The sequence below is a fragment of the Persicobacter sp. CCB-QB2 genome, from assembly GCF_001274635.1.
GTDB lineage: Bacteria > Bacteroidota > Bacteroidia > Cytophagales > Cyclobacteriaceae > Persicobacter > Persicobacter diffluens.
This window is the reverse complement of the sequence record NZ_LBGV01000001.1, coordinates 2291799-2318705: the sequence shown is the minus strand read 5'-3', so window position 1 is coordinate 2318705 and position 26907 is coordinate 2291799. Positions and strand designations below refer to the sequence as shown.

Below are 26907 nucleotides of genomic sequence, written 5' to 3'. Positions count from 1 at the left end.
CTGGCTTTATATGGAAAGGCCCATCTATTTCGATGGAATTCCCGCATTTATAGGTACATAATTTGAGTTAGGCCTTAACCTTCGCTATACGATAAGTTGGAGTTTATGATTTTTATATTCACTTAATTAAGGTATTTATAGTTCGTTATATTTCTTATTTTTTGTAAATTTAGTCAAAATAATGACTGTTTTAATGAATTTGATTCGTCGAGAATTGCGGGAGGTAGCAAAGCGTAAGTTGTTGCCTGGTAAAGTGTTAGTGGTTTGTGGGGCCCGGAGAGTAGGGAAGACGGTGTTGGTGAAAGAGCTGATTCGGGAGCTAAAAAGTCCATATCTCTATCTGAATGGGGAGGATATACACACTCATGATCTGTTAGCTAAGCAGTCAGCGGCGCATTACAGAAAGGTTTTGGGGCGTAATAAGCTTTTGGTAATTGATGAGGCTCAGAAAATTCCGGAGATCGGTTTAAAGCTGAAACTGATGTTGGAGGAGATAGCGGATATTCGCATTCTTATTTCGGCTTCTTCAGTTCTGGATATCAACCCGCCAACAGGAGAACCGTTAACCAGTCGGGAATTTTCATTTATTCTGTACCCTCTGTCGGAAAAGGAATATCAGCAGGTGGAGCACCCTTTGGAAACACCGGACAAATTGCGGGAACGCCTGGTGTATGGGAATTATCCGGAATTAGTCAGAATGAAAACTGATGCGGAAAAGCAGGAATATTTAAATGAGCGGTTAAGCGCTTATTTGCTCAATGATATTCTGGTTTATGAAAATATTAAAAACGCCGGTAAAATCTTTAATCTGCTGCGCTTAATCGCTTTTCAGATTGGAGAGCAGGTGTCTTATCATGAATTAGGGAAGCAGTTGGGGATCAGTAAAAACACCGTGGAGCGTTATCTGGAGTTGCTGGCTCAGGTTTTTATCCTGCATAAGGTGGAGGGCTTTAGCCGGAATTTGAAGAAGGAGATTACCAAAAGCGCTCGTTGGTATTTTTTGGATAACGGCCTTCTGAATGCGGTGATTTCAAATTTCAATGCGCTGGAAGCCCGAAATGATGCTGGGCAATTATGGGAAAACTATATGATTGCTGAGCGCCTGAAGGTGCAGGAGTATAAAAAAATGCGCTCGAATAATCATTTTTGGAAGACCTATGATCAGCAGGAGATTGATTGGGTAGAGGAAAGAGATGGGAAGCTTTTCGGTTATGATTTCAAATGGTCTCCCAAGAAATTTAAAACGCCTCCGCAATGGGCAAAAGCTTATCCGGAAGCTTATTTTGAGGTGGTGCATCCGGATAATTATTTTGATTTTCTGGATTTATAGCTGCTCCAGAAAGGTGATTAATTTCTGAATATGCTCAGGCGGAATGGCAGGGAAATTGGCAATTCGGAAGCAATCATCTTTCCATTTTCCATAGCCATTGCCCAGCAGTATTCCCTGCGCCTTCGCTTTTTGTTTTATTTCAGTCACTTTTTGGGGGCTTGCCTGAATAGCGAGCACCGTTTCGGATTGTACCGCCTCATTTTTAATTAAGAGCGTCAATCCTTTTTGGGCCAGAAAGGTCTTCCAGTTTTGCCATTGCGCCCTGATTCTTTGACTGGTGATTCCAATGGGTGGAGCAGCCTGCAGTGTCCTTAATAAAAGATAAATGTTGAGGACATTGGGCGTATAAGGGGTTTGAAATGCCTCCATTTGGCGAATCATACTTCCCAGGTGATTGTAATGCGTGGCCTCGAAATTCGCCAGCGCCAATTGTTGTGCTTTAGGAGATAAAATTATTACCGCCATGCCGGCCGGTAGTCCAAAGCACTTTTGTACCGAAGCATACCAAATGTCGCCCAAGGCTATAGGGAGTTGGACACCCGCCAGGGCGCTGGTCGCATCAATGGCGACCAAAGCTTCAGGGTATAGGGAGCGCACTTTTTTCAGTGTTCCTTCAGGAAGCTGAGTGGCATTACTCGTTTCGCATTGAGTCAGGCAAAGTAAATCGGCCTGCGCATTTGTAAATTTTTCTAAAGCCGGAGCTTCTTCAATACCAAAGGGCGCTTCTATGACATTTTCATTCCCCAGCAATAATTTTTGGTAGTTGGCCCATTTTTCCCCAAAGGCCCCATTGTAAAAGTGCAGGCTCTTTTTTGACCGAAAAGACTGCGCGATGTTCTCCCAGCATTCTGTGGCGGAGGAACAGTACATCACCATATAGTCTGGTGGAATTTCCAGCTTTTCCTTTATCACTTTTTGAAGTTCTTTGCTGATGGCAATAAACTCCGGACTGCGGTGATTCATGCTCAGGATGCCTTCATCATAAGCTTGCTGAACGTAAAGCGGAATTTCCGGATAGACGGCGCTGGGGCCGGGGTAAAATGATATCATGCCTGGGGCGTGGTTAAAAATTCAAAATTCGGCTCGAAAATTTCAAGGATGGCCGGATTATTTTGTGCCAATAGCAATACTATTGCTGCGAAATCATCCCAAATCAACTCCAATAATTTGGATTTGAAGTCGGATAGGGCGCTTTTAAACTGGCGCTTATTTTGTCTGAATAAAATGTTGAATACCCAAACGGTAGCTGTCCATGCCGAAGCCGGCAATCACGCCTTTGCATACCGGAGAAAGGAAACTTTTATGACGGAAAGCTTCTCTTTTGTGCACATTAGACAAATGGACTTCGATTACCGGGGTATTCACCGCTGAAATGGCGTCCGCCAAGGCGACTGAAGTATGGGTGTATGCTCCGGCATTGAATACGATTCCATCATAGGAAAATCCGACCTCATGGATTTTGTCAATCAGGGCACCTTCGTGGTTGGATTGATAGTATTCCAGTTCAATTGCTTCAAATTCTGCTTTTAATTGCTTAAAATAGTCTTCGAAGCTTTGTGAGCCGTAAATACTTTTTTCGCGTACGCCGAGTAAATTCAGGTTTGGACCGTTGAGTATAAGGATTTTCATAGGGTGATTGAATTTATTTTTTAAACCTAAAGATAATCAAGCCCCATAAATTGCCCAAAAGACAGTGATTTTTGATGGTTTTACTATTTTTGCATTATGAATTGGCAATATTATATCGACGCATTTAAGAATTACCTTCGATTGGACCGTCGGATGTCCGAAAATACGGTGGAGGCTTACCTCCGTGACATGTATAAATTGGAGCAATTTGCCAAAATGAAGGGCTGGAAGGAAAATCCGGCGGAGCTTACCGAAATTCAATTGCACGATTTTTTGGAATATCTGGGAGAGCTGGGCATGGCTACTTATACGCAGGCGCGGATGCTATCCGGTATCAAGGCTTTTTATCGCTACCTGCGATTTGAAAACGAGATCGAGATTGACCCTTCGGCCAGAATTGACAGTATCAAGCTGAAGCGAAACCCTCCCGAAGTGTTGAATATTCATGAAATCAATCAGCTATTGGATGCGATTGATTTGAGCACAGCTGAAGGTCCGCGGAATTTGGCTATTTTGGAGACTCTTTACAGTTCGGGATTGCGGGTGAGTGAATTGATAAATCTGAAGATGAACGATATTCATCGGGACATTGGCTTCCTGCGCATTCATGGTAAAGGGAATAAGGATCGCCTGGTGCCGATAGGAAAGCCGGCGCTGAAGCATATTGATTTTTATTTAGAGGAAGTAAGGCCGTCTATTAAAGTTAAGCAGGGAAATGAAGAGTATGTCTTCTTAAACCGCAGAGGAGCTAAGCTGACGCGGGTAATGATTTTTACCATTATCAAAAGATTGGCAGTAGCGGTGGGTATGCAGAAGGCGGTGAGTCCGCACACTTTCCGACACAGTTTTGCAACGCACCTGATAGAAGGCGGGGCCGATTTAATTGCCGTACAGGAAATGCTGGGCCATGAATCTGTTACCACTACCGAGATTTATACGCATCTGGATCAGACTTATCTGAAGCAGATCATTACAGAGTTTCACCCAAGAAGCTAAAGAGACAGAAAAGGAGAGCCGGAGGTTTTCCTTTTTTTGATGGCTTATGAATTTGCTAAAAGCTGAAAAAGGATGATTGATCCATGAAAATGGTTTGTTTATCGATGTATAATATTATCATCCGTTGTTTTCCTAATCTTTGAACCGTTCACTAAATATTTTTAAAATTATGAATTGGTTTGTTCGATTTTTTATCATGGGAGGCTGGGAGTTTATGAGCTTGGTCTTGATGAGTGGTTTAGCGGTAATCGCTTTTTTTATATTGTTATTGATTAATCGGGCTAATGAGGAAAAAGCCCGGTATTTTGAAAAACTCATGCGGGAAACCGGCAGATTTACTTTAGCGGTAGGTTTGCTGGGGCAGGTGATTGGACTTTATCAGGCGATGATTTTTATTGAGGCGAATGGGGCTGTGGCCATGCAGACTTTGGCTGCTGGCCTTCGGGTTTCTTCTCATCCTACTTTATTGGGGCTTTTCTTTTTTGTGCTTTCTCTGTTATTCGCTGTTTTTTTTCAGGCAAGTCGGAAGCCTCAATTAGGGAGCGCTTGATCGGAATAATGCTAGCCTTAACCATAATGTAGGATTTCATCATAGGCTAAGGGTTGTTTCAATAAAAAGAGGCTGTCTCGAATTAGGAGACAGCCTCTATATTTTTATGGTTTGAAAGGAAGATTTCCTTCAAAAAAGATGTTTTGCTTATGAATTTTGCCCTTCAAAAAAAGTAATAACTTCCTCCCGGAATCGCTTACTTACCGGAAGGGTCTTGCCGCCAACTTCCACCAGTTCCCGGTTGAAAGCGGTCAGCTGTTCCATATTGACAATAAAAGAACGGTGGATCTTTAAAAAATGAGGCGGTAATTGTTCTGCCAATGTTCCAAGCGTGGCTTTCGTTCTCCAATGCTGTGCTGACCCGAAAATCTCTACATAATCTCCCTGACTTTCCAGATATTGGATATCCTGAAAATCAATTTTATGGTGCTTTCGGTCAGCACGGATAAAAAGGTAATGTTGTTTAAAGTCTTGTAATTGGGAAGCTTGCAACGGTTTCATTTTACGGAATTTATCCAGAGCCAGAAGAAAACGGCTTTCTGGCACGGGTTTTAGCAAATAATCCACCACATCTAATTCAAATCCTTCAAAAGCGTATTCCCGAAAGGCGGTGACCAGAATGACTTTCGGTGGATTGGCCAATGTGCGTAAAAAATCCAGACCGTTCACTTCCGGCATCTGAATGTCCAGAAAAAGTAAATCCACGGGTGCTTTGGCCAGTACTTTAAAGGCTTCCATGGCACTGCCAGCTTCTCCCTGAATGACAAAGTCCGCTTGTTTTCCAAGATAATTTTTGATGATCCTGCGGGCAATGGGTTCATCATCCACAATCAGGCATTTATACAGGTTGTTGTTCATTTTCTTTGATTTTTATGGACAAGCTTACTTCAAATTGTTCCGCTGTTTTTCGATAGCTTAATTGATAATTTTTGGGATAATGAAGCTCCAAACGCTGCTTTAAATTGATCAATCCCAGTCCGCCATTTTTCGTTTGCAGTGGTTTTTCGGGCAGACTGTTGATGACTTCGAACTGGAATGAGTCCTTTTCCATCCACGCTTTCACGGAAAGGAATGTGGAGCCGGAGGCCGGTTTCAGGCCGTGTTTGAAAGCATTCTCCACTAAGGGGAAAAGCAGAAAGGGACTGATCCGAAATTGACTTTCTTTGGTGGATATTTCAATACGGGACTCCAGCCTTTCTTCAAAACGTAATGTTTCCAGAGCGATATAATCCTGAATAAGCTGCAACTCTGTGCCGAGAGGGATATACTCTTTTTGTGATTGATAAACCAGGAAATCCAGCAACTGGCTCAGGCGAAGCAGGGCTTCGGGTAATTTTTCGGATTTCTCCAGCGCCAGGCCGTACAGGTTATTGAGGGTGTTAAAAAGGAAATGAGGGTGAATTTGCTCTTTGAGGGCGTTCAATTCCAGTTCTTTCAGCCGCATTTTCATTTCAAAAGCATCTGATTCCAGCCGCTGGATTGCTTTCTGTTGTTGGTTTTCTCTTTTTAACTGAATAATAACGGTGAAAACAGTAGCAATCATGATCTGGATGACCCATAGCAGGGAAAGGTCATCCATCATGGGGTTCATATTTTTGTATTGTAATTCTGCCAGTGAAATGAAAAACACCATAATGGCCATTAGCTGGAACCAGGTGGCGGTGACCAGACCATAAAAGAGGTATAACCAAAATTTACGCCTGAGTCCTTTTTGCCAAAGTTCTCGGATCAGAAAATTAGCCAGAAAATAGGAGAAGCTCACCATTACCGGCATCAGCATCAGGCTGAAAAGGAAGGTGTTTTGGTATTCATGGTGAAAATGGCCAAGGAAAATGGCAATAAAGATCAGTGCAAAAAACCAATAAGCAAACTCCCAAATGGAGGGGCGATATATCTTGTTTAATAACTTCACTTTTAAAATTTCGGTAAAATTTTGCGATTAATCACCAAAAACCGTTGAATGAACGGTTTTTGTCGACGAATGACTTTTTATTTTAAAAGTGATTGGTTTAAGTTTAATTTAAAGTAGAAAGCCTTTATTGATCTACTAATACTCGTGCTTTACCGACCTTTGATATTTTTCCTTGCGGAATTTGTCACCTTCGAAGGGTAATCAATAACCACAAAAAGAAAACATTATGAAATGGTTTATGCAATTCTTTTATGAAGGGGGATGGCTCTTTATGAGTATGGTGACAATAGCAGCTTTGGCAATGCTGGTGTTTTTTGGCATTGCTTTAGGGAAAAGAACGGACCCGAAACGTGCGCAATTTTATTTAACGATCACCAATGATTTAGGGCTTTTAGCTTTAATGATCGGCTTGTTAGGGCAAATCATTGGTTTGTATCAGGCGATGGAGTATATCGCTGAAATGGGGGAGGTTTCCATGCAATTATTGGCCGGAGGGATAAAGGTCTCGTCTCACACCACTTTGTACGGTTTTTTCTGGTTCATTATCACTAAACTCCTGATAGTGGGTTACCGGATTTCCCCCTTTTCTGCTTAAAAATCTTAACCAGGACTATTCATACTTAAATCCTCGTTTAGGGGTAGGGCGGAAAAAATGAAGGAATTTTTCCTATTTCGAGTTTATTCCAACGAAACAGATGAATGAGGAGAAAGCAAGCTTGCCCAAAATTAGGCTATTATAAGTCAAAGAAAATAAATTGGAAGTAAATCACTTGCGCTTAGTTGATGAATTTAGCGGTGAATAATTCGGCTTAATTCGAATGGTGATGATGCCCTTCAGAATGCATGGCGCATTTTCCTGCGGGGCATTCTTTCGCTTCAGGTTGGAGGGTAATGTGTGCCAGTTGGAATTCTTTGTCCAGGGTTTTTTTGAGCTTGTCAATAATCTCATTCGTAGTAACAAGATCATAATTGTCATCCAGCACCACATGTGCTTCCATCATGTTCTGATTTTCGTTCAATTGCCACATATGCACATCATGTAGGCTAATCACCCCTTTTACCGTCCGGGCCAGTTCATTGATATAGGAAGGCTCCACCTTTTGCGGACTCATCTGCATGATGATCTGGTAACATTTTTTGAGTAGAGGGTAACAAGAATATAGCAGATAAAAGGAAATGGCGGTGGCAATTAATGCATCTACCCAGTACCACTGAAATGCCCACATAGCTCCCGCGCCGATGATGACTGCAATAGAGGTCATTAAGTCAGTTAATAAATGCAAATAAGCTGACTTTATGTTTAAACTTCCTTTGGCATCATGATGCAATAAAAGCAGACTCAGCCCATTGGCCACCACACTAAAAGCTGCGGCAGCTAATATCCATTCCGGATCTTCTATGCTTTCTTTGCCACTGATCAGGGTGGTTAAACTTTCATACAGCAGTACGCCTGCGATAATGAGCAGGCTGATCCCATTTACCAGCGCTGATAAAATTTCTACCCGGTAATAACCATAAGTAGCATGCTGATCCGGTTGTTTCTTGCTGAAAAGGTTGGCCAGCCAGCTGATCACGATGGACATGGCATCACTGAAGTTATGCGCCGCATCGGTGAGCAGGGCAAGACTTCCGGTAAGGATGGCCACCACAATTTGCACCACAGTGATCCCAATATTCAACAGAATGGTGAGGAAAAGATTTTTTCCGTTCAAAGCATGATGATGGTGGTGATGTCCGTGATGATGACTCATGGTGTTTTTCGTTTTAGGATAGAAATTTAGGGAAAAGCTTTTTCTACCTTGTTGCAGGAAAAACAAAAGCACCCAAAAATATGGATGCTTTTGCTTTTTTGTAGAGTATTTTAGTCAGCCATTTTGGTGAGTTTTTCCGTGGCAGTTTCAACCATTACGGGAGAGCCAATAAACAAAGGCGTCCTTTGGTGCAGATCTGTAGGTTGAATTTCTAAAATTCGCTGATGACCGTCTGTAGCTTTTCCTCCGGCCTGTTCTATCAGGAATGCCAAAGCATTGCACTCATAGCATAGGCGAAGTTTTCCATTGGGATATTTGGAGGTAGCCGGATACATATAAATGCCTCCTTTCAGCAGATTTCGATGGAAATCGGCCACTAAGGAGCCAATATATCTGGCCGAAACACCGGAATGCTTGCATTCATTGATGTATTCCTGAACACCCTCCTCGAAGCTGAAGAAGGAGCCTTCATTTACAGAAAAATAGCTGCCGTCCTCAGGCGTCTCAATGTTATTGTGGGATAGGAAATATTCCCCTAAAGAAGGTTCATAAGTAAAGCCGAATACGCCTGCTCCTGTGGTAAACACCAGCATGGAGGAAGAGCCATACAATAAATAGCCGGCCGCCACCTGATTATCTCCTTTTTGCAGCACATCATCCATGGTAATCTCCGATCCCTGGGGGGAGATTCGGCGATAGATGGAGAAAATAGTTCCGATAGAAACATTGACATCAATATTGGAGGAGCCATCCAGCGGGTCAATGGCCACTACATATTTTCCGTCCGGATTATTGAACTCAATCACACCGGCTTCTTCTTCTGAGATGATGGCCGAAACCTCACCGCCATGTTTGAGTGCGCGAATAAAGCGTTGATTGGCAATGATGTCCAGTTTCTGCTGCTCTTCTCCCTGCACATTTTCTTTGCCCATGGCCCCTTCAATGCCCAGTAAGCCGGACTTGCCGATTGCCATATTCACGATTTTTCCGGCCAGGGCAATGTCACGGAGCAATTGGGAGAGTTCCCCGGTAGCGTAGGGGAAATCATCTTGTTTTTTCTTAATAAACCGATCGAGGGGAACACCTATTTGCAGGTTTAGTTTTTTAAATGCCATTTGGTTTAGCTTTAAATGATGAATGGTTATTATTTACGTTTGGGGTTGATTACAATGCAAAGGTGTTGAATCCTGATTTCCTGATAGTTTATATTTGACGTTCGATTTAGCTTGTTAAATTTGCGACGTTATACGCATTGATGTATTAATAATATAACAAATTTTTTGCATTAAAGTATGTACACCTAAGGTGGTCTTTAACCTGCAAAAACTCCCTTGAACATATTAAAAATTATTATAAAAGTCTAGCCATGAAAGTTTTCAAATTTGGAGGGGCTTCCATTAAGGATGCCAAAGCTGTCCGGAATATGGTTGATATCATTGAAAATTACCATCAGGAGCCTCTTTTGGTGGTGGTTTCGGCTATGGGAAAAACCACTAATGCTTTGGAGCTGGTGCAGGCTGCTGCCTGGGAAAAAGGGGATTGGAAAACCGAGTGGGAAAAGCGAAAAATGTTTCATGATGAGATGATGGCGAATCTTTTCGCGGATCCGGAACATGAGGTTTTTGCGGTGGTGGACACCCTTTACTTCCAATTGGAGGAAATTTTACAGACAGCATGGGAAGACTTTAATGCCATGTATGATGCGGTGGTGTCTTTTGGGGAAATTTTAAGTTCCACGATTATTGCTCACTATATCAATACTCGGGGGATTGCGTGTAAATGGTTGGATGCACGCTCGGTAATTAAAACTGATGAGCGGTTTCGGGAGGCATGGATTTCCTGGGATATGACCACTCAAAGAATTAAAATGGATGTTCCTATGCTTTTGGAAGAAGGGATGGTCCTGACGCAGGGCTTTATAGGATCCACCATTAGCGGAGAAACGACCACCTTGGCAAGAGAGGGATCGGATTTTAGTGCCGCCATATTTGCCAATGCCCTGGATGCGGAATCGGCGACGATTTGGAAAGATGTGCCGGGAATCCTTAATGCAGACCCCAAGCGGGTGGCGAATACGGTGAAATTTGAGGAGATTTCCTATTACGAAGCTGCGGAAATGACCTTTTATGGGGCTTCGGTGATTCACCCCAAGACGATAAAACCATTGGCGGATAAAGAAATTCCCTTATTGGTGAAATCCTTTGAGCATCCCGAAGATGAGGGAACCCGGATTCATCGTGGCCTGAAAACAGCGCCACTGCCCAATATTATTTTCAAGGATAATCAGGTGATGATGACCTTTAAGGTGAGAGATTTGGCCTTTTTGAATGAGGAAAACCTGTCGCTTATATTCCACCTGTTGAATCGGTTCAATATTAAGCTTAATATGCTGCAAAATACGGCTTTGAGCCTTACGGTATGTTTTGATAACCGTCTGGAGAAAATCCAGGAAGTGAAGGAAGCCCTGGAGGATCAGTTTATCATCACTTTTCAGGAGGATTTGCAGCTGATTACCCTACGAAACTATACCATTCCACTGGTGGAGGAGTATGCTGCTGCGCATGAAATTATTGCAGAGCAAAAATCCCGTTCCGTCTTTCAGCTGTTGGTGAGGCAGCTGGATTGAGGTTTTTTGTAGAAAATATCCTGCATCAGCATATTGCAGTATTTGTTGGTTGTTTTGCAGTACCGGGGAGTAGGTGTGGAAATCATTTTGGCATTATTATTTCAACATATAGATCGAACTAAAAACTGTAAAAAGATGAAGTATTTCGTTTTTATTTTGATGGTGGGATTGATGTCCGTTTTTTCTTTGGAGGTATCTGCTCAAACGCAATACAAAGTAGTGACCTCCGTAGAGTCAGTCGTGCCTATGGGGATTGGGCGTTCCAGAATCATTGATGCGCAGGGAGAGAAAGATTATGCTAATTATACTACGGATCGCTCCAAGGGAGAGAAGAATGAAACTTCCCGTAAGGAATTGAAGACAACCGAACTGGAGGAGACCAAGCTGTTGAACTTTTATTCCGCTGCAGGGATCAATTTTAGTAATATCGCCTCGAATGATATGGTGATTTCTTCCAAGATCAATGCCTTGGTGGAAGAGGGTTGGGAATTGGCTTTTGTGACTTCAGGCGTGGAATCTGACGCCGGAAAAGGAGATGGAAAAGGGCTTTTTATTACCCGTTATATCTTTAAGAAAAGCATGCCGGTTCCGGTACAGTTACCTGAGTAAGATATATTTTGGCATTTATAAAAAATCCCCGCTACATTGCTGCAGCGGGGATTTTTTTATTTGTCGTTATTTTCTTTACCGATACGGTCAAGCTTATGTGGTGTCACCATATTCTCTGGTGAAAGAATACGGTCTAACTCGTCTTTTGGAATAAGTTCTTTGTCCAATACCATTTGGTAAATGCTGCCATTGGTAGCTAAAGCTTCTTTGGCTAAAGCCGAAGAAATTTCATAACCCAAAATCGGGTTCAGTGCGGTAACAATACCTATGGAATTCAGCACCATATCTCTACAGTGGTCTTCATTGGCGGTGATGTCATCTACACAGTTAACGCGCAACGACTTCATTCCCCTGCGCAACATCTGAATGTTTTCGAAAAGGCTTCTGACAATCACAGGCTCCATCACATTCAACTGTAATTGGCCGGCCTCAGCGGCGAAGGTGATGGTCAGGTCATTTCCAAAAACAATGAAACAGATTTGGTTGACTACCTCCGGAATTACCGGGTTCACTTTTCCCGGCATAATTGAGGAACCAGGCTGCATCGGCGGAAGGTTGATTTCATTTAGGCCGGTTCTTGGTCCGGAAGAAAGTAATCTCAAATCATTACAGATTTTCGATAGCTTTACCCCAAACGCTTAATGGTTCCGGAGTAAATTACGAAAGCTCCGGTATCTGGTGTGGCTTCAATAAAGTTGGAGGCTTTTACCAATGCAAGTCCGGTGATATCTCTCAAATGCTTGGTGACCTTTGCCGGATATTCCGGGTCGGCATTAATACCGGTACCAATAGCAGTAGCGCCCATGTTAATTTCATGGAATAGATTCGCATTGGTATTCAGGCGGTCGATCTCTTCCTCCAATGTAGCAGCAAAAGCCTCAAATTCCTGACCAAGCGTCATCGGAACAGCATCCTGAAGCTGGGTGCGGCCCATTTTGATGATATGCTTAAACTCCTCTCCTTTCTGTCGGAAAGAAGCCACCATGCATTTCAGTTCTTTCACCAACTCCTCATTCATCCAGGAAAGGGCAATGTTGATGGAAGTAGGGAAGGCGTCATTGGTGGATTGCGCCATATTCACATGGTTGTTCGGATGGCAATACTGATACTCCCCCTTTTGGTGTCCCATGATTTCCAGCGCACGGTTGGCCACCACCTCATTGATGTTCATATTGGTGGAGGTTCCGGCTCCCCCTGAATCAGGTCGATCGGGAATTGCTCATTGTGCTGGCCTTCCATGATTTCCTCACAGGCTGCTACAATCCCTTCCTTGATGTTTTTGGGTAGTAAACCTAAATTATAATTGGCTTTTGCGGCCGCCATTTTTACGGCTGCTAATGCCTTGATATATAAAGGGAACATATTGGCTTTTACGCCGGAGATGTTAAAGTTCTCAATCGCGCGTAAGGTTTGAATGCCATAATAAGCATCTGCAGGTACGTTCTTGTCACCCAACAGATCATGTTCTACTCTGTATTCCATTTCAGTGCGTATTTCAGGAATTTGCGTTTTTTTTCCGGTCAAATGTAAAGGGATTTATATCGATTTCCTATGTACCAAATGGCGTTAAATTGGCTGGAAATGGATATTTGCAATAAAAATCCTGATCCTTTGAATAGATGTAATAAAAGCGGGGAAAATTGGATTAGAAGAAAGCGGAAGCCCAAAAAAATTATGAATTTTTTTAGGGAGAAAAATTAACCCGGATTATTCAAGCTAAATCCTCGTTCAGCTGCTTTTTTTGAAAAAAAACTCGAAACAGGGACTATTTCTTCATTTTTCCCACCCTGCAGCTAAACGAGGGGTTAAACATGAAAATTTCGGCTCAGCTATTCAAAATCCGGCTTAATAAAACTGCCATTTGTAAATGAAACCAATCATCATCCGATTATTGTTGATTTGGCTGGTTTCAAAGTAGTCATTGTATTTTTCCGTATTGGACCAATAGGTGCAAAATAGTTTCAATGGCTGTTCCTCAAATGGCTGGTATTCTGCTCCGAAATAGTGTCTGTTTGCCGTTTCTAACCAACCCGCATTTTCTCCTAATGAAGTATCGTGAGCAAACACATCTTCATGTGAATATTGATAGAAAAGGTTCCATCCTTTATAAGGCTGCACGTCAATTTTGGCCAGGGTAGACTTGTAGTGGGTGTCTCTCAAAGCGGCATATTCGCCATCATTCATGTCTCTGACGATGGAAGTCGCAAAGCCCGTTCTGTCGATATCTTCTTTGGAGTTATGGTAATCAACCGTAATCTGCCATTTGGGTTGATTGAACTTCGTACCCAAAGCCAAATATTTGGTGTACTCTTCTTTTCCTTCGTTTGTCACAGCATATGACCACCTGGTGCTGAATAAGCCTTTTAATAAATCACCATTCCAGTTGAAAGCATAATTCATTGGGTTTTCGGCCGCTATGAAATCCTCAGGTAACTCTCCATAAAAACTCTCAATGCTTTCAGTATGTGCGTTGGTAAGCTGGAAATTCACCTCCTGTGCCTGCCATCTGTATCCTACATTCACACCCGTTAAGAATGCTTCTTTCCAGTTCAGAATTTGAGAGTATTCATAAATATCAGTAGGGGTGGCGTCAAATTCATATCCACCATAGGCAGCCCATTGCTTACCAAAGGTGATAAATACATTATTTTTGAAAGTATAAGTTAAATATGCCCAGTCAGTAGCCAGGGAGGTGTTATCGATTTCCTCCGCTATACTGTTGCTGTTGAGTCTTTGTCTGACGTCATACTCCAATCCTGGTAAAATTTCTCCTGTTAATTGAACCCTTAACTGGTTAATGGAAAAATTACTGCCTTGGGCAAAGCCAGGGCCATTGTTCACATTGAAGCTACTTTGCATTAAGATATAACCATTATGTCTGCGCTTAAATACATTCGCCAAAGCATTTTTACTTTCTTTTTCTTCTTCTTCGAAATAAATGATTTCTTCCTCCTGCACCTCAGCTTCTTGTGCTGATGCCATCCCACAATAAAATAAAGGGAGTAAAAGCGCGATAAATAATGGTTTTTTCATTGGATAAATATTCGTTCGACTGAACTATCCAATATTTGTGCCATTTCAATAAAATAGGGATGTTAAAAAAAGAATAAAAATAGGTGGATTCTTAGCTGTGTCGACTTAAAATATTGTTGATTACCATTTTAACGGATGTTTTTTTGTGTAAAAATAAGGCTGATACTATAAGTGGGGTTTGTGGTTTTTAGGATTATTTTGATTCGGTGTTTAAACATCTTAGGCTGATGATTTCCTGAAAAAAGAAAAAGCCTTTCGATGTCTCCATCAAAAGGCTTATCAACAATCAAACTAAAACCCGAAAGATGTACCTCTACACCTTTCCAAAACCCTAAAACAAACAATAACCACAAACTGGTCAAAAACCAATTTGAATATATAAATCTGAACTAGTCAGAATTTAATGCATTTTAAAGTGATTGTTTGAGAAGAAAAACTCCCGGCCTTAATTAAAGCCGGGAATCCAATCAACAATCAAACAAATTCTCAATAAAGGAGAACCCAACTCCTTTATTACAAAACCATAAAACAAACAATAACCACTTAATGTCACATGATGCGAACATCTAAGATGTTGACCACTGACAACAATACAAATGTAGGGAAGGGGAATGGATTGAAGGTTGATGCGTTTTATGTTGTTTTATGATTGTTATCAGGTAATTTGATTTAAATATCAATTATGTCTATATAACATTGGATTATTAGGGTGTTTGCTAGCTGAATTTTTGATTTTTAGGTAAATGTCATGTTGGATGCCGGCTTATTTGGCGATGGAAGGCAGGACTTTTTTTGCGCTAATTACAATAATTCCGGGCTGGTTTTTTTATTATTCTCTTTTCCAATCCTAAAATTGGCCATGGAAGATGATGTATCCATAAACTCTTATCTTAAATTTACAGCATGAAGTTTAAGTTACTTTTTTATTCAATTTCTCTGTGCGGTGCATTTGGAGCAAACGGACAATCCCTGGATAGCCTCTCTGAGGTGGTTTTTTATCATGATTCTGCCTTTACCCAGGTTAAAGCACGTTATCAAATAATTCATCAGGATAGCAGTAGAATTCAGGGCACTTTTAAATCTTTTCATCCGAATGGGCAGCTGGCCTCTAAGGGGGAGTTCAATGATGGTAAAAGAGAAGGCCTGTTCGTGGATTTCTATCCGGATGGCAATATTATGCGCGAAATTCCTTTTGAGAATGGTTTAAAAGAGGGTTTTGTAAAAGTATATAATGAGCAGGGAACCCTTATTCAGGAAGCTAAATTTGCCGGAGATACTTTATCGGATCAGGTAACTTCTTATTATGCGGATGGGCGTATTCGCAATCAGACGGGATTGAGTGGCGGTAAGCCTGAAGGGAAAGTGACAGATTATTACGATAATGGGAAGCCTAAAAAAGAGGTGACTTATAAAGATGGTAAGCCCAATGGACTGACCATTACCTTTTACCCTAATGGTAAGCCGGAAACGGAGGCCACTTTTGTAAACGGTTATGTTTCGGGTTCCTATCGTACTTTTTATGAAGAAGGAGGGGTGGAAACGGAGTATCAGCATTTAAAAGGAAAAAAATCAGGAGTTTTTAAGGATTATTACCGGTCCGGTCAGTTGCGCCGCACGGGTGCATATAAAAACGGAAGGCTGGAGGGTGAAGTCCTGAGTTATTATGAGGATGGAGCGCTTTGGCAGAAATTTAATTATAGTAAAAACGTACTTTCCGGAGAAAACCTGGTCTATTTTCCAACAGGGGAATTGCAGGAAAAGATTGTCGTGTCGGATAAGGGGCAGGATCGATTATCGAGCGAATATGATATTAATGGAGCCTTAATGGCCGAAAAGCACTGGTATAATGAGCAGCCGGTGGATGTTTGGAAATTTTACTATACCCAAAACGGTCAGCTAAGAGAAAGTCGTCCGCATGATAAGGGAAGTATTCATGGCATGGTGCGCCTGTATTATCCGAATGGCAACCTGGAGCGAGAAGCACAGTATGCGCATGGTAATTTGACCGGCATTGTCAAAGAATATTCTCCATCGGGAAAGTTAACCGTCGTGGCGAATTATTCCAGAGGGAAAAAACATGGCAAGTATTTTACCTATCATCGTAATGGAATAGTAGAATGGGAAGGGCAGTACGGGGGTGATGTACGGTATGGAGAGTGGAAGTACTACAATCGCAGAGGTAGCCTAAAGAAGGTGGAAACTTATGAAAAAGGCCAATTGGTGAGCGAGAAAGGGTTGGATTAATCCTGGTATTGGCAACATTGTGTTTTCATTTGTAAAAAAAGCCTGATTTTTCAACGCATTCCCGAAGGGTTAATTATTTTTGTGTCATGGCAGCAGCAATAAAAGAAACCAATTTCAAATTTGATGGTCAAACGGATTTTTACAGAGGAAAAGTTCGTGACGTTTATTATTTCGGAGAAAAAATTGCCGTAGTGGCTTCTGATAGAATCTCCGCATTTGATGTTATCCTACCGGAGGCAATTCCGTTCAAAGGGCAGGTGTTGAATCAAATTGCAGCAAAATTTTTGGCTGCTACTCAGGAGATTGTCCCTAACTGGTTGGAGTCCACCCCGGATCCACGCGTTTCCTTTGGCTTGCATTGTAAGACTTATCCGGTGGAAATGGTCGTTCGTGGTTATTTAGCCGGACATGCCTGGAGAGAGTACCGGGAAGGCAAGCGTGAATTGTGTGGCGTGGCTTTACCCGAAGGCTTAAAGGAAAATGATAAACTTCCACACCCAATCATCACGCCAACCACTAAGGCTTATGAGGGACATGATGAGGATATCTCTCGCGAAGAAATTTTAGCTCAGGGCATTGTTTCCGAAGCCGAATACCTGCAACTGGAAAAATATTCCTTAGCATTATTTGCGAAAGGAACTGAGATGGCCAAAGAACGCGGTTTGATTTTGGTGGATACTAAATATGAGTTTGGAAGCCATAATGGAAAAATCTACCTGATTGATGAAGTTCATACACCGGACTCTTCACGTTATTTTTATGCGGAAGGGTACGAGGACCGTCAGCAAAAAGGAGAGAAGCAAAAGCAACTTTCTAAGGAGTTTGTACGTCAATGGTTAATTGAAAACGGTTTTCAGGGAAAAGAAGGCCAGCAGGTTCCTGAGATGACTGAGGAGGTGATTTCCAATATTTCGAATCGATATATTGAGTTATTTGAACAAGTGACCGGGGAGAAATTTGAAAAAACTAACCTGGAAAATGTTGAAAAACAAATGGAAACCAACATCAATTCAGTGCTTTAAGGACCGAATAAAGCATTAATTTTTACATAAAGGTGGCTGATTTTTTATATATTTATTACTCAGTTTCCTTTTTTTAACGCAATCGGTTATTATGAAATATTCTATAAGTAAGGAGGAAAAATATTCTTTGATTCATTTGGATGAAGAGAAGTTGGATTCGCGTCTTTCTCCGGTTTTAAAAACAGAGGTCATAACATTACATGCCGAAGGGGTTCAGAATATTATTCTCGATCTCAGTGATGTTAAATATGTGGATTCTTCAGGATTGAGCTCTCTGTTAGTGGGGAATCGACTCTTTAAAGATGAAGGTGGGGTATTTGCATTGGCTTGTCTTAATGATCATGTGAAAAAATTGGTTAAGATTTCTCAACTTGATAGTGTTTTGGAAATTTTTCCTACCGTTCAGGAAGCAATTGATGCTGTTTTTTTCAATGAAATAGAGCGCGATCTGAATTCCACTTCCGAATAAGTAATCATTTCTCATAATTCGTAGAGAAGGAAGCAATAGATTGCTTCCTTTTCTTTTAACTGCTTCTGCTTTTGGCTTTTCGCGTTTTAGTTTTGGGCTCAAATGCCGCAGCCCCCGCCCATAATCGATTTCACTCGAGTCAGTTAGTGACAGTAGATAATCATAATTTTTTGATAGACTGTGGGGAGGGAGCACAATTACAATTATTAAAATACCGGGCTAAGCTGGCCAAAATCTCCCATATCTTTATTTCTCATATGCACGGCGACCATTATTTTGGATTAATTGGTCTGCTCTCTACCATGCATTTGTTTAAGAAAAAAGGGGAATTGCACCTCTATGGACCTCCTGAGTTAGCAGAAGTGATTACCGTGCAGTTAAAAGCTTCTCAGACTTTTCTGAATTTTCGCATCGTTTTTCATATTACCGATCCCCATACTCCGAAAATACTTTTCGAAAATAATAAACTGCAGGTGGAGAGTATTCCATTGGAACATGGGATTCATTGTACCGGCTTTCTGATAAGGGAGAAACGAAGGGAGCGCCGGATTAATAAATCCAGGATGCCCTATGATCTGAGTCTGGAGAATATTGCAGATTTAAAGAAAGGGAAAGATACGGTATATAAAAATCGAATACTCAGTAATTTGGAGTATACCCATGATCCTTTACCTTCCTATAGTTATGCTTATTGTTCCGATACCCGCTATACCCAGTCTTTTCTGGAACAAATCAAAGGAGTCGATTTATTATACCATGAGGCCACCTTTATGGATGACCTGAAAAACAGGGCCAAGGATACCTTTCACTCCACTACTAAGGAGGCGGCTTTGCTGGCTGCGCAGGCAGGGGTGAAGCAATTAGTGATTGGTCATTTTTCAGTGCGCTATAAAGAATTAGAGCCCCTATTGAAAGAGGCGGAAACTATTTTCAAAAACACCCTATTAGGGGTAGAGGGGACCAAAGTTTACCTGAGAGAATAAGGGTTTTATAAACCCACCGAAGGGGAAGGAATGCTCTGCGCTATTTTGTGAAAGAAAATCCCGGATTGGTTTTTATCAATGCTCTTTTGTAGGTTTATTTTGGATTCTGAAAAAACGCAATAAAGGAGTCCTTTCCAATCTACAACCTACTGCTATATGACCACCACCCTTACAAAAAAGAAAACCAATCTGTTTATTCTCCTTGGCGGAATTTTTATTACCAATGCTATTTTGGCGGAGTTAATCGGGGTGAAAATATTCTCAGCCGAAGCCATGATGGGTTTGCAGCCTGCTCAGATTCCGCTTTTTGGAGACCTGGCATTGGATTTTAATTTGACAGCCGGAGCTGTTTTGTGGCCAATTGTCTTCCTTACCACAGACGTCATTAATGAATACTATGGCAAGGCCGGGGTGCGGAAAATTAGTTTTTTAACAGCAGGCCTGATCGCCTATGCATTTTTTGTGATTTTCGGCGTGACCCATCTGCCTCCTGCGGGTTTTTGGCTGGAAGTCAACGGGCAGGATGCTGAAGGGAATCCCTTCAATATTAATTATGCTTTTCAAACCATTTTCCGACAGGGCCTAGGGATTATTATCGGTTCGCTGGTGGCCTTTCTGATAGGTCAGCTATTGGATGTGTATGTATTTCAAAAGTTGAGACGATTTACCGGCCCGGATAAAATTTGGTTGCGGGCAACCGGCTCCACCCTGGTGTCTCAGTTTGTAGACTCTTTTGTGGTTTTGTGGATCGCCTTTTTTGTTTTCGGAAACTGGACCTGGGAGTTGGTAATTGCGGTGGGGATCATCAATTACATTTACAAATTTGTTGTGGCCGTGGTATTGACGCCTGTGCTGTATGTTGCCCATCACTTCATCGACCAATATCTGGGCAAGGATGCCGCTGACCAAATGGCCGATGAAGCGAGTAAGAGCTCCTTATTTTTTATGGAAAAGCCCTCCTCATCGGGGACGTCGGATGTTGTCGCAAATGACGGCAGTGGCGATAGCAACGTTTAGGGACTCAGCTCCTCCCACTCTTGGAATGTGGATTTTATGGCTGATCAAAGGTTTTACGGCCTCAGAAATACCGACAGATTCATTTCCCATAATGATAAAGCCACCCTGATCAAAGTTTTCGTGGTAGATGTTATCTCCTTCAAGAAGGGCGCCGTATACGGGCAGACTTTGATGTTGAAGATAGGGTACCAGGTCAGTGTACTGGAACTCCACCCGAGCAAAAGAACCCATAGACGCATTTAAAACCTTGGGGTTGTAGAAGTCCGCCGTATTAGGGGAAGCAATGATTTTTTTGATGCCATACCAGTCTGCTATGCGGATAATCGTACCCAGGTTGCCAGGATCGCGAACGTCATCCAGCACCAGTGCAAATTCATCTTGCGCTAAAGTAATATTTGCACTGATGTTTTGCCGGGCAACTGCAATACCTGCATTGTTAGTGGCAAAAGTGCCCAATGCGGATAGTTGTTGTTCGTCAGCGACAAATATTTCACAGTGTGGGTGGTTTTCAAGCAAATCCTTTATACCTTTTAAAAAGGATGCTGTGCCGACTACCAGCTGCACCTCGTATCCATTAGAAAGAATTTCTGAAGTATTTTTCGCTCCCTCAACAAAAAATAGCTGTTCTTGTTTCCTGTACTTTTTTATTTGAAGGGATTTGATCAATTTTGAAACTCTTTTGGATAGTTCCTTATACATCATATAATTCGTTATTCATTTGCGAAAGCATTTTTATATATACCTCATCGCTATTAGCCTGCTTCCTTTGTTGATTTCCGGTTGCACCACTACCCGTTTTTTGAAGGATGGGCAATATGTCTTAAACCGTCATCAGGTGAAGGGCAATAGTGCCATTAAAGAGGAGGAACTGTTAAAGTGGACCAAGGCGAAACCCAACAGCAGGACCTTATTTTTGCCTGTAAACTATTACGTTTCCATGTATCAACATGGCTTAGGCCGATATGATTCCGCTAAATATCAGCAGGAACTTTTGGCGGTCGAAGCAAAGTATGATCGTAAGTTAAAACAGTATCCGGTTGATTCGCGAAAATACAACAAACTGTTGGAAAAGAAGCGCTCCAAGGTAGAAAAGAAGGAGACCAAATTAAAAGAAGGGAACTTCTGGATGCGAAATGGAGAACCATTGGCCATTTTCGATAGCGCCAAGGTGGAGGCCTCAGCGGCTTCGATGGAGGCACTTTATCGTGCCCGGGGGTATTTTTCATCTACGGTTAACTATGAAGTAGGGTATTTCGAGAAATTGGCGCGGGTGACCTATCGCGTGAAAGAATCCAATCCGCATTTAATGGATACCGCTTCCCTGACCACAACGGATGAAGATATCTATCATATTCTATTAGCGGACTTGCCCAACAGCTTGCTGAAGAAGGGGATGGTGTATTCTCAAAATACACTGAGTAAGGAAAGAGACCGCATTGATGCGCTCATGAAAGATGAGGGTTATTATGAATTCAGTAAAGAATATGTGAGTTTCAAAGTAGATACTTTGAATCATCCGGGATTTTTTTCGGTGGAAACGATCATTAGTAACCCCACGGATGAGAATGTTCATCAGTTATTCACCCTTGATTCCGTCACCTTTACTACTGATGCCTCTGTTTCCGGTTTAGAAAAAGCCCGAACAGAACAAGAGGTGAGTGGAATAGTCTTCAGTTCAGAGGATCATAAGATGTCCGAGAAGGTGTTGTCTCGTCGGGTTTTTATCCGACCAGGGGAGCCTTACTCTAAAACTAAGACCTTGCAAACGCAACGACAATTGGCTAACCTGGACATGTTCCGCTTTGTGAACGTAAATTACGATACCACGGGAGGGAAAATGGTCGCGCATATTTTTACTTCTCCACTGGAAAAATATCAAACCAGCTACGAGGCGGGGCTTAACGTGACCCAGGGTATTCCGGGGCCTATTTTTAATTTGGGGGTCAAAAATAGAAATACCTTCAGAGGTTTAGAAATTTTAGAACTTTCCGGCGGATATGCCATGGAAGGGGTGCAAACTTTGAATTCGGAGGGGATATCCCGAATAGATGTCAGTCAGCAGTGGCGGGCTAATTTATCCCTGACCTTTCCTCAGTTCCTTTTCCCTTTGAGTGAGAAAAAGCGACTGGAGCTCGGGCAATTGAACCCTAAAACAAAGCTGACTTTGGGTTATGGTACGATTGATCGTCCGGATTATTTTAAGTCTAATGTAAATACCACTTTTGATTATATCTGGCGTTCCAAAAAAGGTCATCAGTATATTTTTACCCCTTTTGAAGGGGCTTATATCAATTCTCGACTCTCTGAGCAGTTCAGGAAGGACTTGGAGGAATTGGCTCGGCAGGGAAATAACCTGATTAACTCCTATTTGCCCTCTGTGGTAACGGCCATGAGTTTTCGGGGGATTTTTAATTTTAATCGGGATTTACAAAATCCTGATCGGGGAGCCTATTTGCAGGTTTTCGCTGAAAGTGGAGGCGCTATTATCGGCGATTTGTTGCAGTCAGTTTACGAACGAAATAATTTACAGTCCTATCGATATTTTAAATATTCTTTTGATTTTAGGAAATATGTTACCCTGAATGATAGCAAAACGGCTCGCTTTGCCTATCGGTTAAATTACGGGATGGCCATCGCCTACGGGAAAAATAAACAGTTGCCTTCAGAGCGGTATTTCTTTGCCGGGGGCTCTAGTTCTAACCGGGGGTGGGTACCGAGGCGTTTAGGACCCGGATATTTCGTGGCTCCGGCAGGAACCAATTATGACCAGCCCGGAGAAATGATCATTGAAACAAATTTTGAATACCGCCAGAAACTATTTGGGTTTTTTGAAGGCGCCTTGTTTGTGGATGTGGGGAACGTCTGGACGCTGGGTTTTAATCAGGGAGGAGAAAGCGGTATAGAAGATGGGCCGCCTGTTGATGGAACGGAGTTGCCTCCTGAAAATGATCGGAATATTGCGGGTAAATTTGAATTTGAAAGCTTTCTGGGGCAGCTTGGAGTGACCGTAGGGGCTGGTCTGCGCCTGGACTTTGATTTCATGTTGATTCGTTTTGATGTGGGGGTAAGGGCTTTTGATCCGGCCCGACCGGATGGAAAATATTTTGTGCTACCGGATTTGAGGTGGAGTGATTTCCGATTAGCAGTGAATCCGGCAAGTCAGGTTCTATTGAACATTGGTATCGGTTATCCCTTTTAATCCGGATTTTCCAGATATTAATTCGGGTTTTGAGCGTGTTTACAACCCAAAATTCGCAGCGAAAATTTGATTATTGCAGAAGCGATAAAGGATTATTTTGAGAGAATTGCATCGCTATTGTTGAGCAATCATTCAAATTCGCTTCCAATAATTGGAACTTGCAGCCGGCTGGTGTGCTTTTAAACTCGCGCTTAGATTCGGATTCATTTTTCTTGGCTTTTTTAGAAAAAAGGGTCAAATTTGTGCTTCCAAAATCGGGAGACGTCTCAAATCTTCCTTTTTAGGATTCAAAATCGCCCTAATTTCGCTTTAAATGCATGTTTGGGCATTTTTTACCTTAACTTTCATCTGGCCATTCCCTTTTCCCTATGAAAAAGATTGCCATTTTTGCTTCCGGTAGTGGAAGTAATGCGCAAAAAATAGTTGAGCATTTTCAATCTCATTCAGAAATTGAGGTGAGTCTCTTGTTGTGTAATAAGCCCGAGGCCTACTGCTTGACGCGGGCGAAAAATCTGAATATTCCTTCTCATGTTTTTACGCGTCCGGAGTTCAAATCCGGAGAGGTATTAAAAGTGTTGCAGGATAATGAAATAGACTTTATAGTGTTAGCGGGCTTTTTATGGCTGGTTCCTGAAAATTTGGTGGAAGCATTCCCGGATAGAATCATTAATATTCATCCTGCCTTGCTGCCGAAGTTTGGGGGGAAAGGGATGTATGGAATGAATGTGCACCAGGCCGTAGTGGAGGCGGGAGAGTGCGAGTCCGGCATCACCATTCACTATGTGAACGCGCAATATGATGAAGGGCAGGTAATTTTTCAGGCTACGACAAAGGTGAGCCCGGAAGATTCTGCAGAAGATGTCGCGCAAAAAATTCACGCACTTGAATATAAGCACTTCCCGGCTGTGATTCAGCAGGTGGTGGAAAAAATATAAACTAAAGCCCTTGATTTTCAGGGGCTTTTTTTGTTCTCTTGCCATTGTTTTCATTGGAGAACATGATCAAATTAATTCCCATATTTTATAAATATCTAAATACCAATTCCGATGTCTGTAAAAAAGATCAAATCAGCACTGATTTCAGTATTTTACAAGGATAACCTTGAGCCAATCATTAAATTATTGAAAGATAATGGAGTAACCATTTACTCAACTGGTGGGACTCAAAAATTTATTGAAGAGCAGGGCGCTGAAGTGATTCCGGTGGAGGATTTAACAAGCTATCCTTCAATTTTAGGAGGCCGTGTGAAGACGCTTCACCCAAAAATTTTCGGTGGTATCCTGAATCGTCGTGATAACGAAACAGATCAGGCTCAAATTTCAGAGTTCGATATTCCGGAGATTGATTTGGTGATTGTAGACCTTTACCCATTCGAAGAAACGGTCGCTTCCGGAGCAGAGGCTCAGGCAATTATTGAGAAAATCGATATCGGTGGAATTTCTTTGATCCGTGCAGCGGCAAAGAATTTTAAAGATGTAACTATTGTTGCTTCTCGTGAGCAGTACGGGGAGTTGGAGCAAGTGTTGGCAGCAAAAGAAGGGGGGACTACTTTGGAAGACCGTCGTCGTTTTGCAGCACATGCTTTTGGGGTTTCCTCTCATTATGATTCGGCTATCTTCAGTTATTTCAATCAGGAAGAAGCGCTTCCGGCTTTTCGTGTGAGTGAAAATGGTGGCCGCACCTTGCGCTATGGGGAAAATCCACATCAAAAAGGAGAGTTCTTCGGGAAATTTGATGAGATGTTTGAGCAGTTGCATGGTAAGGAAATTTCTTACAATAATCTGGTGGACATTGATGCAGCCGTTTCTTTGGTAGAGGAATTCAAAGGGGAAACTGCTTTCGCGATTTTGAAGCATACCAATGCCTGTGGATGCGCTACTGCTTCTTCCGTAAAAGAGGCTTATTTGAAAGCTTTTGAGGCTGATACTATTTCTGCTTTTGGTGGCGTGCTTTGTACTAATGGTAAGGTAGATTTGGCTGCTGCAGAAGAAATCAACAAGCTATTCTGTGAGGTTTTGATTGCTCCTGAATATGATGCAGAGGCTTTGGAATTGCTGAAGTCAAAGAAGAATCGTATCCTTTTGGTTCAAAAGCAGGGCTTGTCTACTACAAAAATGTTCAAAAGCTGTCTGAACGGTGCGATTGTTCAGGATCGTGATTTGAAAACTGATGCCGAGGCCGATTTGACCCTTTCTACCAAGCGTGATGTAACGGCGGAAGAAAAGAGCGCTTTATTGTTTGCCTCTAAGGTATGTAAGCATACCAAGTCAAATGCGATTGTTTTAGCCGCGGAAGGGCAATTGTTCGCAACAGGTGTTGGGCAGACATCCAGAGTGGATGCATTGCGTCAGGCGATTGAGAAGGCAAAATCTTTCAATTTTGATCTATCCAAGGCTGTTTTGGCTTCAGATGCATTCTTCCCATTCAATGACTGTGTAGAGATTGCACATAAAGAAGGAATTAAAGCGGTAATTCAACCAGGTGGTTCTGTTCGTGATAAGGATTCTGTGGAGTTCTGCGACGAGCATGACATGGCAATGTTGATGACTGGTGTTCGTCATTTCAAACACTAATCGCTCCAAATATTAAAAAGGAGGGCCGCTTTCGAAGGAGAGCGGCTTTTTTGTTTTTTGAAGTAAAACTTACATGGCGCATTAGGGGGCAATTCGGTCAATAGGTAGTTAAAGGGTCTGGATTTTTTATGAGGTACATTTTAGACTTCATTTGTCGATAATAGTATTGATAAATGGTACTATGCTGACTTTCGATGTTCTTTTTGTAATTTGATTTTTATTCTATCTTTGAATAAGATGAAAAAAAATTAATATGAACGCTAGATTTTACTCTTTCTCCGCCCGACTTTTTTTCCGTATAGCCTTTGGTAGTATGATGATGGTACATGGGGTTACAAAATTGGATTTATGGATGGCGAAAGGTAAACAGGCGGAATTTTTTGATTTTTTGGGCCTTGGAAGTATGTTGTCTCTTCTGCTTGCCATTTTTGCGGAAATGGTCTGTCCTTTATTGATTATTATTGGCGTGAAAAGTCGCATTTTTAGTATCCCGCCGATGATCATCATGTTGGTGGCAGCATTTTGGGTGCATGCTGAAGACCCTTTTGCTCACAAAGAAAAAGCTATTCTTTATTTATTGGGATTTTTAGGGATTTTCCTTTTGGGGGACGGTAAATATGCGATGTTGCCTGATTATAAGCGAAGGGGCTTTTGGGGATTTAAAAAACAAACTTCCGCTTATTCCCCTAAAAATAGAGTTTTAGAAAGAGTTTAATACACGATAATATATTACTTTTGTTAGCCTTCATTTTAATGTTAGGCTTTTTTTATGTCCGGGGATTTTCCACAAAGAAGAAAAAAAATCAAATCACTTAATAGATTGTTTTATCATTGATTTCCAGGTTTAGAGGCGTGGGGATGATAATCAAGCAAATTCTAAAACTAATCGTTTAGAAGATGGTATTCAACTCTGACGGCCTTGTTGCTTAGGATTGATTTTTGTGGTGAACCAGGGACAAGAATA

The 26907-nt window shown here is 41.9% G+C and carries 23 protein-coding genes and 1 pseudogene; 15 read left to right on the top strand and 9 right to left on the bottom strand.

Annotated features, from left to right (window positions below; all coding sequences use genetic code 11):
• The first annotated feature begins 181 nt into the window (after positions 1-181).
• Positions 182-1330: an ATP-binding protein gene (locus NG22_RS10370; RefSeq protein WP_253275677.1), complete on the top strand. Its 1149-nt coding sequence runs from the start codon at positions 182-184 to the stop codon at positions 1328-1330.
• On the opposite strand, the gene NG22_RS10365 is transcribed toward NG22_RS10370, so the two are convergent.
• Together NG22_RS10365 and aroQ are read right to left on the bottom strand one after the other, a co-directional pair.
• The gene (locus tag NG22_RS10365; RefSeq protein WP_053405659.1) at positions 1325-2380 is read right to left on the bottom strand and encodes an aminotransferase class V-fold PLP-dependent enzyme; all 1056 of its coding nucleotides are present in this window, start codon (positions 2378-2380) and stop codon (positions 1325-1327) included. The genes NG22_RS10370 and NG22_RS10365 overlap by 6 nt on opposite strands.
• Before the next feature lie 156 nt (positions 2381-2536).
• Entirely contained in the window at positions 2537-2959 is a 423-nt protein-coding gene (aroQ, locus tag NG22_RS10360) for a type II 3-dehydroquinate dehydratase (protein WP_053405658.1), read from the bottom strand.
• Between the two features lie 96 nt (positions 2960-3055).
• On the opposite strand from aroQ, the gene xerD reads away from it, so the two are divergent.
• Together xerD and NG22_RS10350 are read left to right on the top strand one after the other, a co-directional pair.
• On the top strand, positions 3056-3955 hold the full coding sequence (gene xerD, locus NG22_RS10355) for a site-specific tyrosine recombinase XerD (protein ID WP_053405657.1): 900 nt from the start codon (positions 3056-3058) through the stop codon (positions 3953-3955).
• Between the two features lie 169 nt (positions 3956-4124).
• Entirely contained in the window at positions 4125-4505 is a 381-nt protein-coding gene (locus tag NG22_RS10350) for a MotA/TolQ/ExbB proton channel family protein (RefSeq protein ID WP_053405656.1), read from the top strand.
• Positions 4506-4652: 147 nt separating this feature from the next.
• Here the strand turns inward: NG22_RS10350 and NG22_RS10345 are convergent, their stop codons facing one another.
• Both NG22_RS10345 and NG22_RS10340 read right to left on the bottom strand, forming a co-directional pair.
• On the bottom strand, positions 4653-5363 hold the full coding sequence (locus NG22_RS10345) for a LytTR family DNA-binding domain-containing protein (protein WP_053405655.1): 711 nt from the start codon (positions 5361-5363) through the stop codon (positions 4653-4655).
• Positions 5344-6417 (bottom strand): sensor histidine kinase, encoded by a 1074-nt coding sequence (locus tag NG22_RS10340; protein ID WP_053405654.1) that lies wholly within the window; start codon positions 6415-6417, stop codon positions 5344-5346. Before NG22_RS10340 ends, NG22_RS10345 begins: the two co-directional genes overlap by 20 nt.
• Positions 6418-6643: 226 nt before the next feature.
• Between NG22_RS10340 and NG22_RS10335 the strand changes: the two genes are divergently transcribed.
• On the top strand, positions 6644-7012 hold the full coding sequence (locus NG22_RS10335) for a MotA/TolQ/ExbB proton channel family protein (RefSeq protein ID WP_082305051.1): 369 nt from the start codon (positions 6644-6646) through the stop codon (positions 7010-7012).
• Between the two features lie 214 nt (positions 7013-7226).
• On the opposite strand, the gene NG22_RS10330 is transcribed toward NG22_RS10335, so the two are convergent.
• Positions 7227-8168: a cation diffusion facilitator family transporter gene (locus NG22_RS10330; protein ID WP_072159260.1), complete on the bottom strand. Its 942-nt coding sequence runs from the start codon at positions 8166-8168 to the stop codon at positions 7227-7229.
• A gap of 110 nt (positions 8169-8278) precedes the next feature.
• On the bottom strand, positions 8279-9283 hold the full coding sequence (gene fbp, locus NG22_RS10325; protein ID WP_053405651.1) for a class 1 fructose-bisphosphatase: 1005 nt from the start codon (positions 9281-9283) through the stop codon (positions 8279-8281).
• A gap of 251 nt (positions 9284-9534) precedes the next feature.
• Here fbp and NG22_RS10320 point away from each other — a divergent pair, with 251 nt between their 5' ends.
• Together NG22_RS10320 and NG22_RS10315 are read left to right on the top strand one after the other, a co-directional pair.
• Positions 9535-10794 (top strand): aspartate kinase, encoded by a 1260-nt coding sequence (locus NG22_RS10320; protein WP_053405650.1) that lies wholly within the window; start codon positions 9535-9537, stop codon positions 10792-10794.
• Positions 10795-10929: 135 nt separating this feature from the next.
• A complete protein-coding gene (locus NG22_RS10315; protein ID WP_053406924.1) occupies positions 10930-11403 on the top strand; it encodes a hypothetical protein in 474 nt (157 codons plus the stop codon).
• Between the two features lie 56 nt (positions 11404-11459).
• On the opposite strand, the pseudogene aspA reads toward NG22_RS10315, so the two are convergent.
• Together aspA and NG22_RS10305 are read right to left on the bottom strand one after the other, a co-directional pair.
• Positions 11460-12885, bottom strand: a pseudogene (gene aspA / locus NG22_RS18130) (aspartate ammonia-lyase).
• Between the two features lie 363 nt (positions 12886-13248).
• Complete coding sequence (locus NG22_RS10305; RefSeq protein WP_082305050.1) at positions 13249-14436, bottom strand: porin; 1188 nt, start codon at positions 14434-14436, stop codon at positions 13249-13251.
• 903 nt (positions 14437-15339) lie between these two features.
• Between NG22_RS10305 and NG22_RS10295 the strand changes: the two genes are divergently transcribed.
• The 5 genes from NG22_RS10295 (at position 15340) to NG22_RS10275 (ending at position 20171) form a co-directional block, all read left to right on the top strand.
• A complete protein-coding gene (locus tag NG22_RS10295; protein WP_053405647.1) occupies positions 15340-16680 on the top strand; it encodes a toxin-antitoxin system YwqK family antitoxin in 1341 nt (446 codons plus the stop codon).
• Positions 16681-16766: 86 nt separating this feature from the next.
• Complete coding sequence (locus NG22_RS10290; RefSeq protein WP_053405646.1) at positions 16767-17702, top strand: phosphoribosylaminoimidazolesuccinocarboxamide synthase; 936 nt, start codon at positions 16767-16769, stop codon at positions 17700-17702.
• Positions 17703-17793: 91 nt separating this feature from the next.
• A complete protein-coding gene (locus NG22_RS10285; protein ID WP_053405645.1) occupies positions 17794-18171 on the top strand; it encodes an STAS domain-containing protein in 378 nt (125 codons plus the stop codon).
• 71 nt (positions 18172-18242) lie between these two features.
• Positions 18243-19154 carry a ribonuclease Z gene (locus NG22_RS10280; protein ID WP_053405644.1) on the top strand — a complete coding sequence of 304 codons (912 nt, stop codon included), beginning with the start codon at positions 18243-18245 and terminating at the stop codon, positions 19152-19154.
• Positions 19155-19310: 156 nt separating this feature from the next.
• On the top strand, positions 19311-20171 hold the full coding sequence (locus NG22_RS10275; RefSeq protein ID WP_082305049.1) for a queuosine precursor transporter: 861 nt from the start codon (positions 19311-19313) through the stop codon (positions 20169-20171).
• Here NG22_RS10275 and NG22_RS10270 read toward each other — a convergent pair.
• Positions 20115-20873, bottom strand: coding sequence for an RNA methyltransferase (locus NG22_RS10270; protein WP_253275675.1), 759 nt, complete (start codon positions 20871-20873; stop codon positions 20115-20117). The genes NG22_RS10275 and NG22_RS10270 overlap by 57 nt on opposite strands.
• 16 nt (positions 20874-20889) lie before the next feature.
• Here NG22_RS10270 and NG22_RS10265 point away from each other — a divergent pair, with 16 nt between their 5' ends.
• The 4 genes from NG22_RS10265 to NG22_RS10250 all read left to right on the top strand — a co-directional run bounded on the left by NG22_RS10265 (position 20890) and on the right by NG22_RS10250 (position 26658).
• Positions 20890-23370 carry a BamA/TamA family outer membrane protein gene (locus NG22_RS10265; RefSeq protein WP_157600997.1) on the top strand — a complete coding sequence of 827 codons (2481 nt, stop codon included), beginning with the start codon at positions 20890-20892 and terminating at the stop codon, positions 23368-23370.
• 368 nt (positions 23371-23738) lie between these two features.
• On the top strand, positions 23739-24305 hold the full coding sequence (gene purN / locus NG22_RS10260) for a phosphoribosylglycinamide formyltransferase (protein WP_053405641.1): 567 nt from the start codon (positions 23739-23741) through the stop codon (positions 24303-24305).
• Positions 24306-24416: 111 nt separating this feature from the next.
• Positions 24417-25943 (top strand): bifunctional phosphoribosylaminoimidazolecarboxamide formyltransferase/IMP cyclohydrolase, encoded by a 1527-nt coding sequence (gene purH / locus NG22_RS10255; RefSeq protein WP_053405640.1) that lies wholly within the window; start codon positions 24417-24419, stop codon positions 25941-25943.
• A gap of 253 nt (positions 25944-26196) precedes the next feature.
• Complete coding sequence (locus tag NG22_RS10250) at positions 26197-26658, top strand: DoxX family protein (protein WP_072159059.1); 462 nt, start codon at positions 26197-26199, stop codon at positions 26656-26658.
• Positions 26659-26907: the final 249 nt, after the last annotated feature.

Excerpts from the sequence above, each read along its gene's own strand:
- NG22_RS10370 (WP_253275677.1), top strand. The coding sequence starts at position 182 with ATGACTGTTTTAATGAATTTGATTCGTCGAGAATTGCGGGAGGTAGCA.
- NG22_RS10365 (WP_053405659.1), bottom strand. The coding sequence starts at position 2,380 with ATGATATCATTTTACCCCGGCCCCAGCGCCGTCTATCCGGAAATTCCG.
- aroQ (WP_053405658.1), bottom strand. The coding sequence starts at position 2,959 with ATGAAAATCCTTATACTCAACGGTCCAAACCTGAATTTACTCGGCGTA.
- xerD (WP_053405657.1), top strand. The coding sequence starts at position 3,056 with ATGAATTGGCAATATTATATCGACGCATTTAAGAATTACCTTCGATTG.
- NG22_RS10350 (WP_053405656.1), top strand. The coding sequence starts at position 4,125 with ATGAATTGGTTTGTTCGATTTTTTATCATGGGAGGCTGGGAGTTTATG.
- NG22_RS10345 (WP_053405655.1), bottom strand. The coding sequence starts at position 5,363 with ATGAACAACAACCTGTATAAATGCCTGATTGTGGATGATGAACCCATT.
- NG22_RS10335 (WP_082305051.1), top strand. The coding sequence starts at position 6,644 with ATGAAATGGTTTATGCAATTCTTTTATGAAGGGGGATGGCTCTTTATG.
- NG22_RS10330 (WP_072159260.1), bottom strand. The coding sequence starts at position 8,168 with ATGAGTCATCATCACGGACATCACCACCATCATCATGCTTTGAACGGA.
- fbp (WP_053405651.1), bottom strand. The coding sequence starts at position 9,283 with ATGGCATTTAAAAAACTAAACCTGCAAATAGGTGTTCCCCTCGATCGG.
- NG22_RS10320 (WP_053405650.1), top strand. The coding sequence starts at position 9,535 with ATGAAAGTTTTCAAATTTGGAGGGGCTTCCATTAAGGATGCCAAAGCT.
- NG22_RS10315 (WP_053406924.1), top strand. The coding sequence starts at position 10,930 with ATGAAGTATTTCGTTTTTATTTTGATGGTGGGATTGATGTCCGTTTTT.
- NG22_RS10305 (WP_082305050.1), bottom strand. The coding sequence starts at position 14,436 with ATGAAAAAACCATTATTTATCGCGCTTTTACTCCCTTTATTTTATTGT.
- NG22_RS10295 (WP_053405647.1), top strand. The coding sequence starts at position 15,340 with ATGAAGTTTAAGTTACTTTTTTATTCAATTTCTCTGTGCGGTGCATTT.
- NG22_RS10290 (WP_053405646.1), top strand. The coding sequence starts at position 16,767 with ATGGCAGCAGCAATAAAAGAAACCAATTTCAAATTTGATGGTCAAACG.
- NG22_RS10285 (WP_053405645.1), top strand. The coding sequence starts at position 17,794 with ATGAAATATTCTATAAGTAAGGAGGAAAAATATTCTTTGATTCATTTG.
- NG22_RS10275 (WP_082305049.1), top strand. The coding sequence starts at position 19,311 with ATGACCACCACCCTTACAAAAAAGAAAACCAATCTGTTTATTCTCCTT.
- NG22_RS10270 (WP_253275675.1), bottom strand. The coding sequence starts at position 20,873 with ATGATGTATAAGGAACTATCCAAAAGAGTTTCAAAATTGATCAAATCC.
- purN (WP_053405641.1), top strand. The coding sequence starts at position 23,739 with ATGAAAAAGATTGCCATTTTTGCTTCCGGTAGTGGAAGTAATGCGCAA.
- purH (WP_053405640.1), top strand. The coding sequence starts at position 24,417 with ATGTCTGTAAAAAAGATCAAATCAGCACTGATTTCAGTATTTTACAAG.
- NG22_RS10250 (WP_072159059.1), top strand. The coding sequence starts at position 26,197 with ATGAACGCTAGATTTTACTCTTTCTCCGCCCGACTTTTTTTCCGTATA.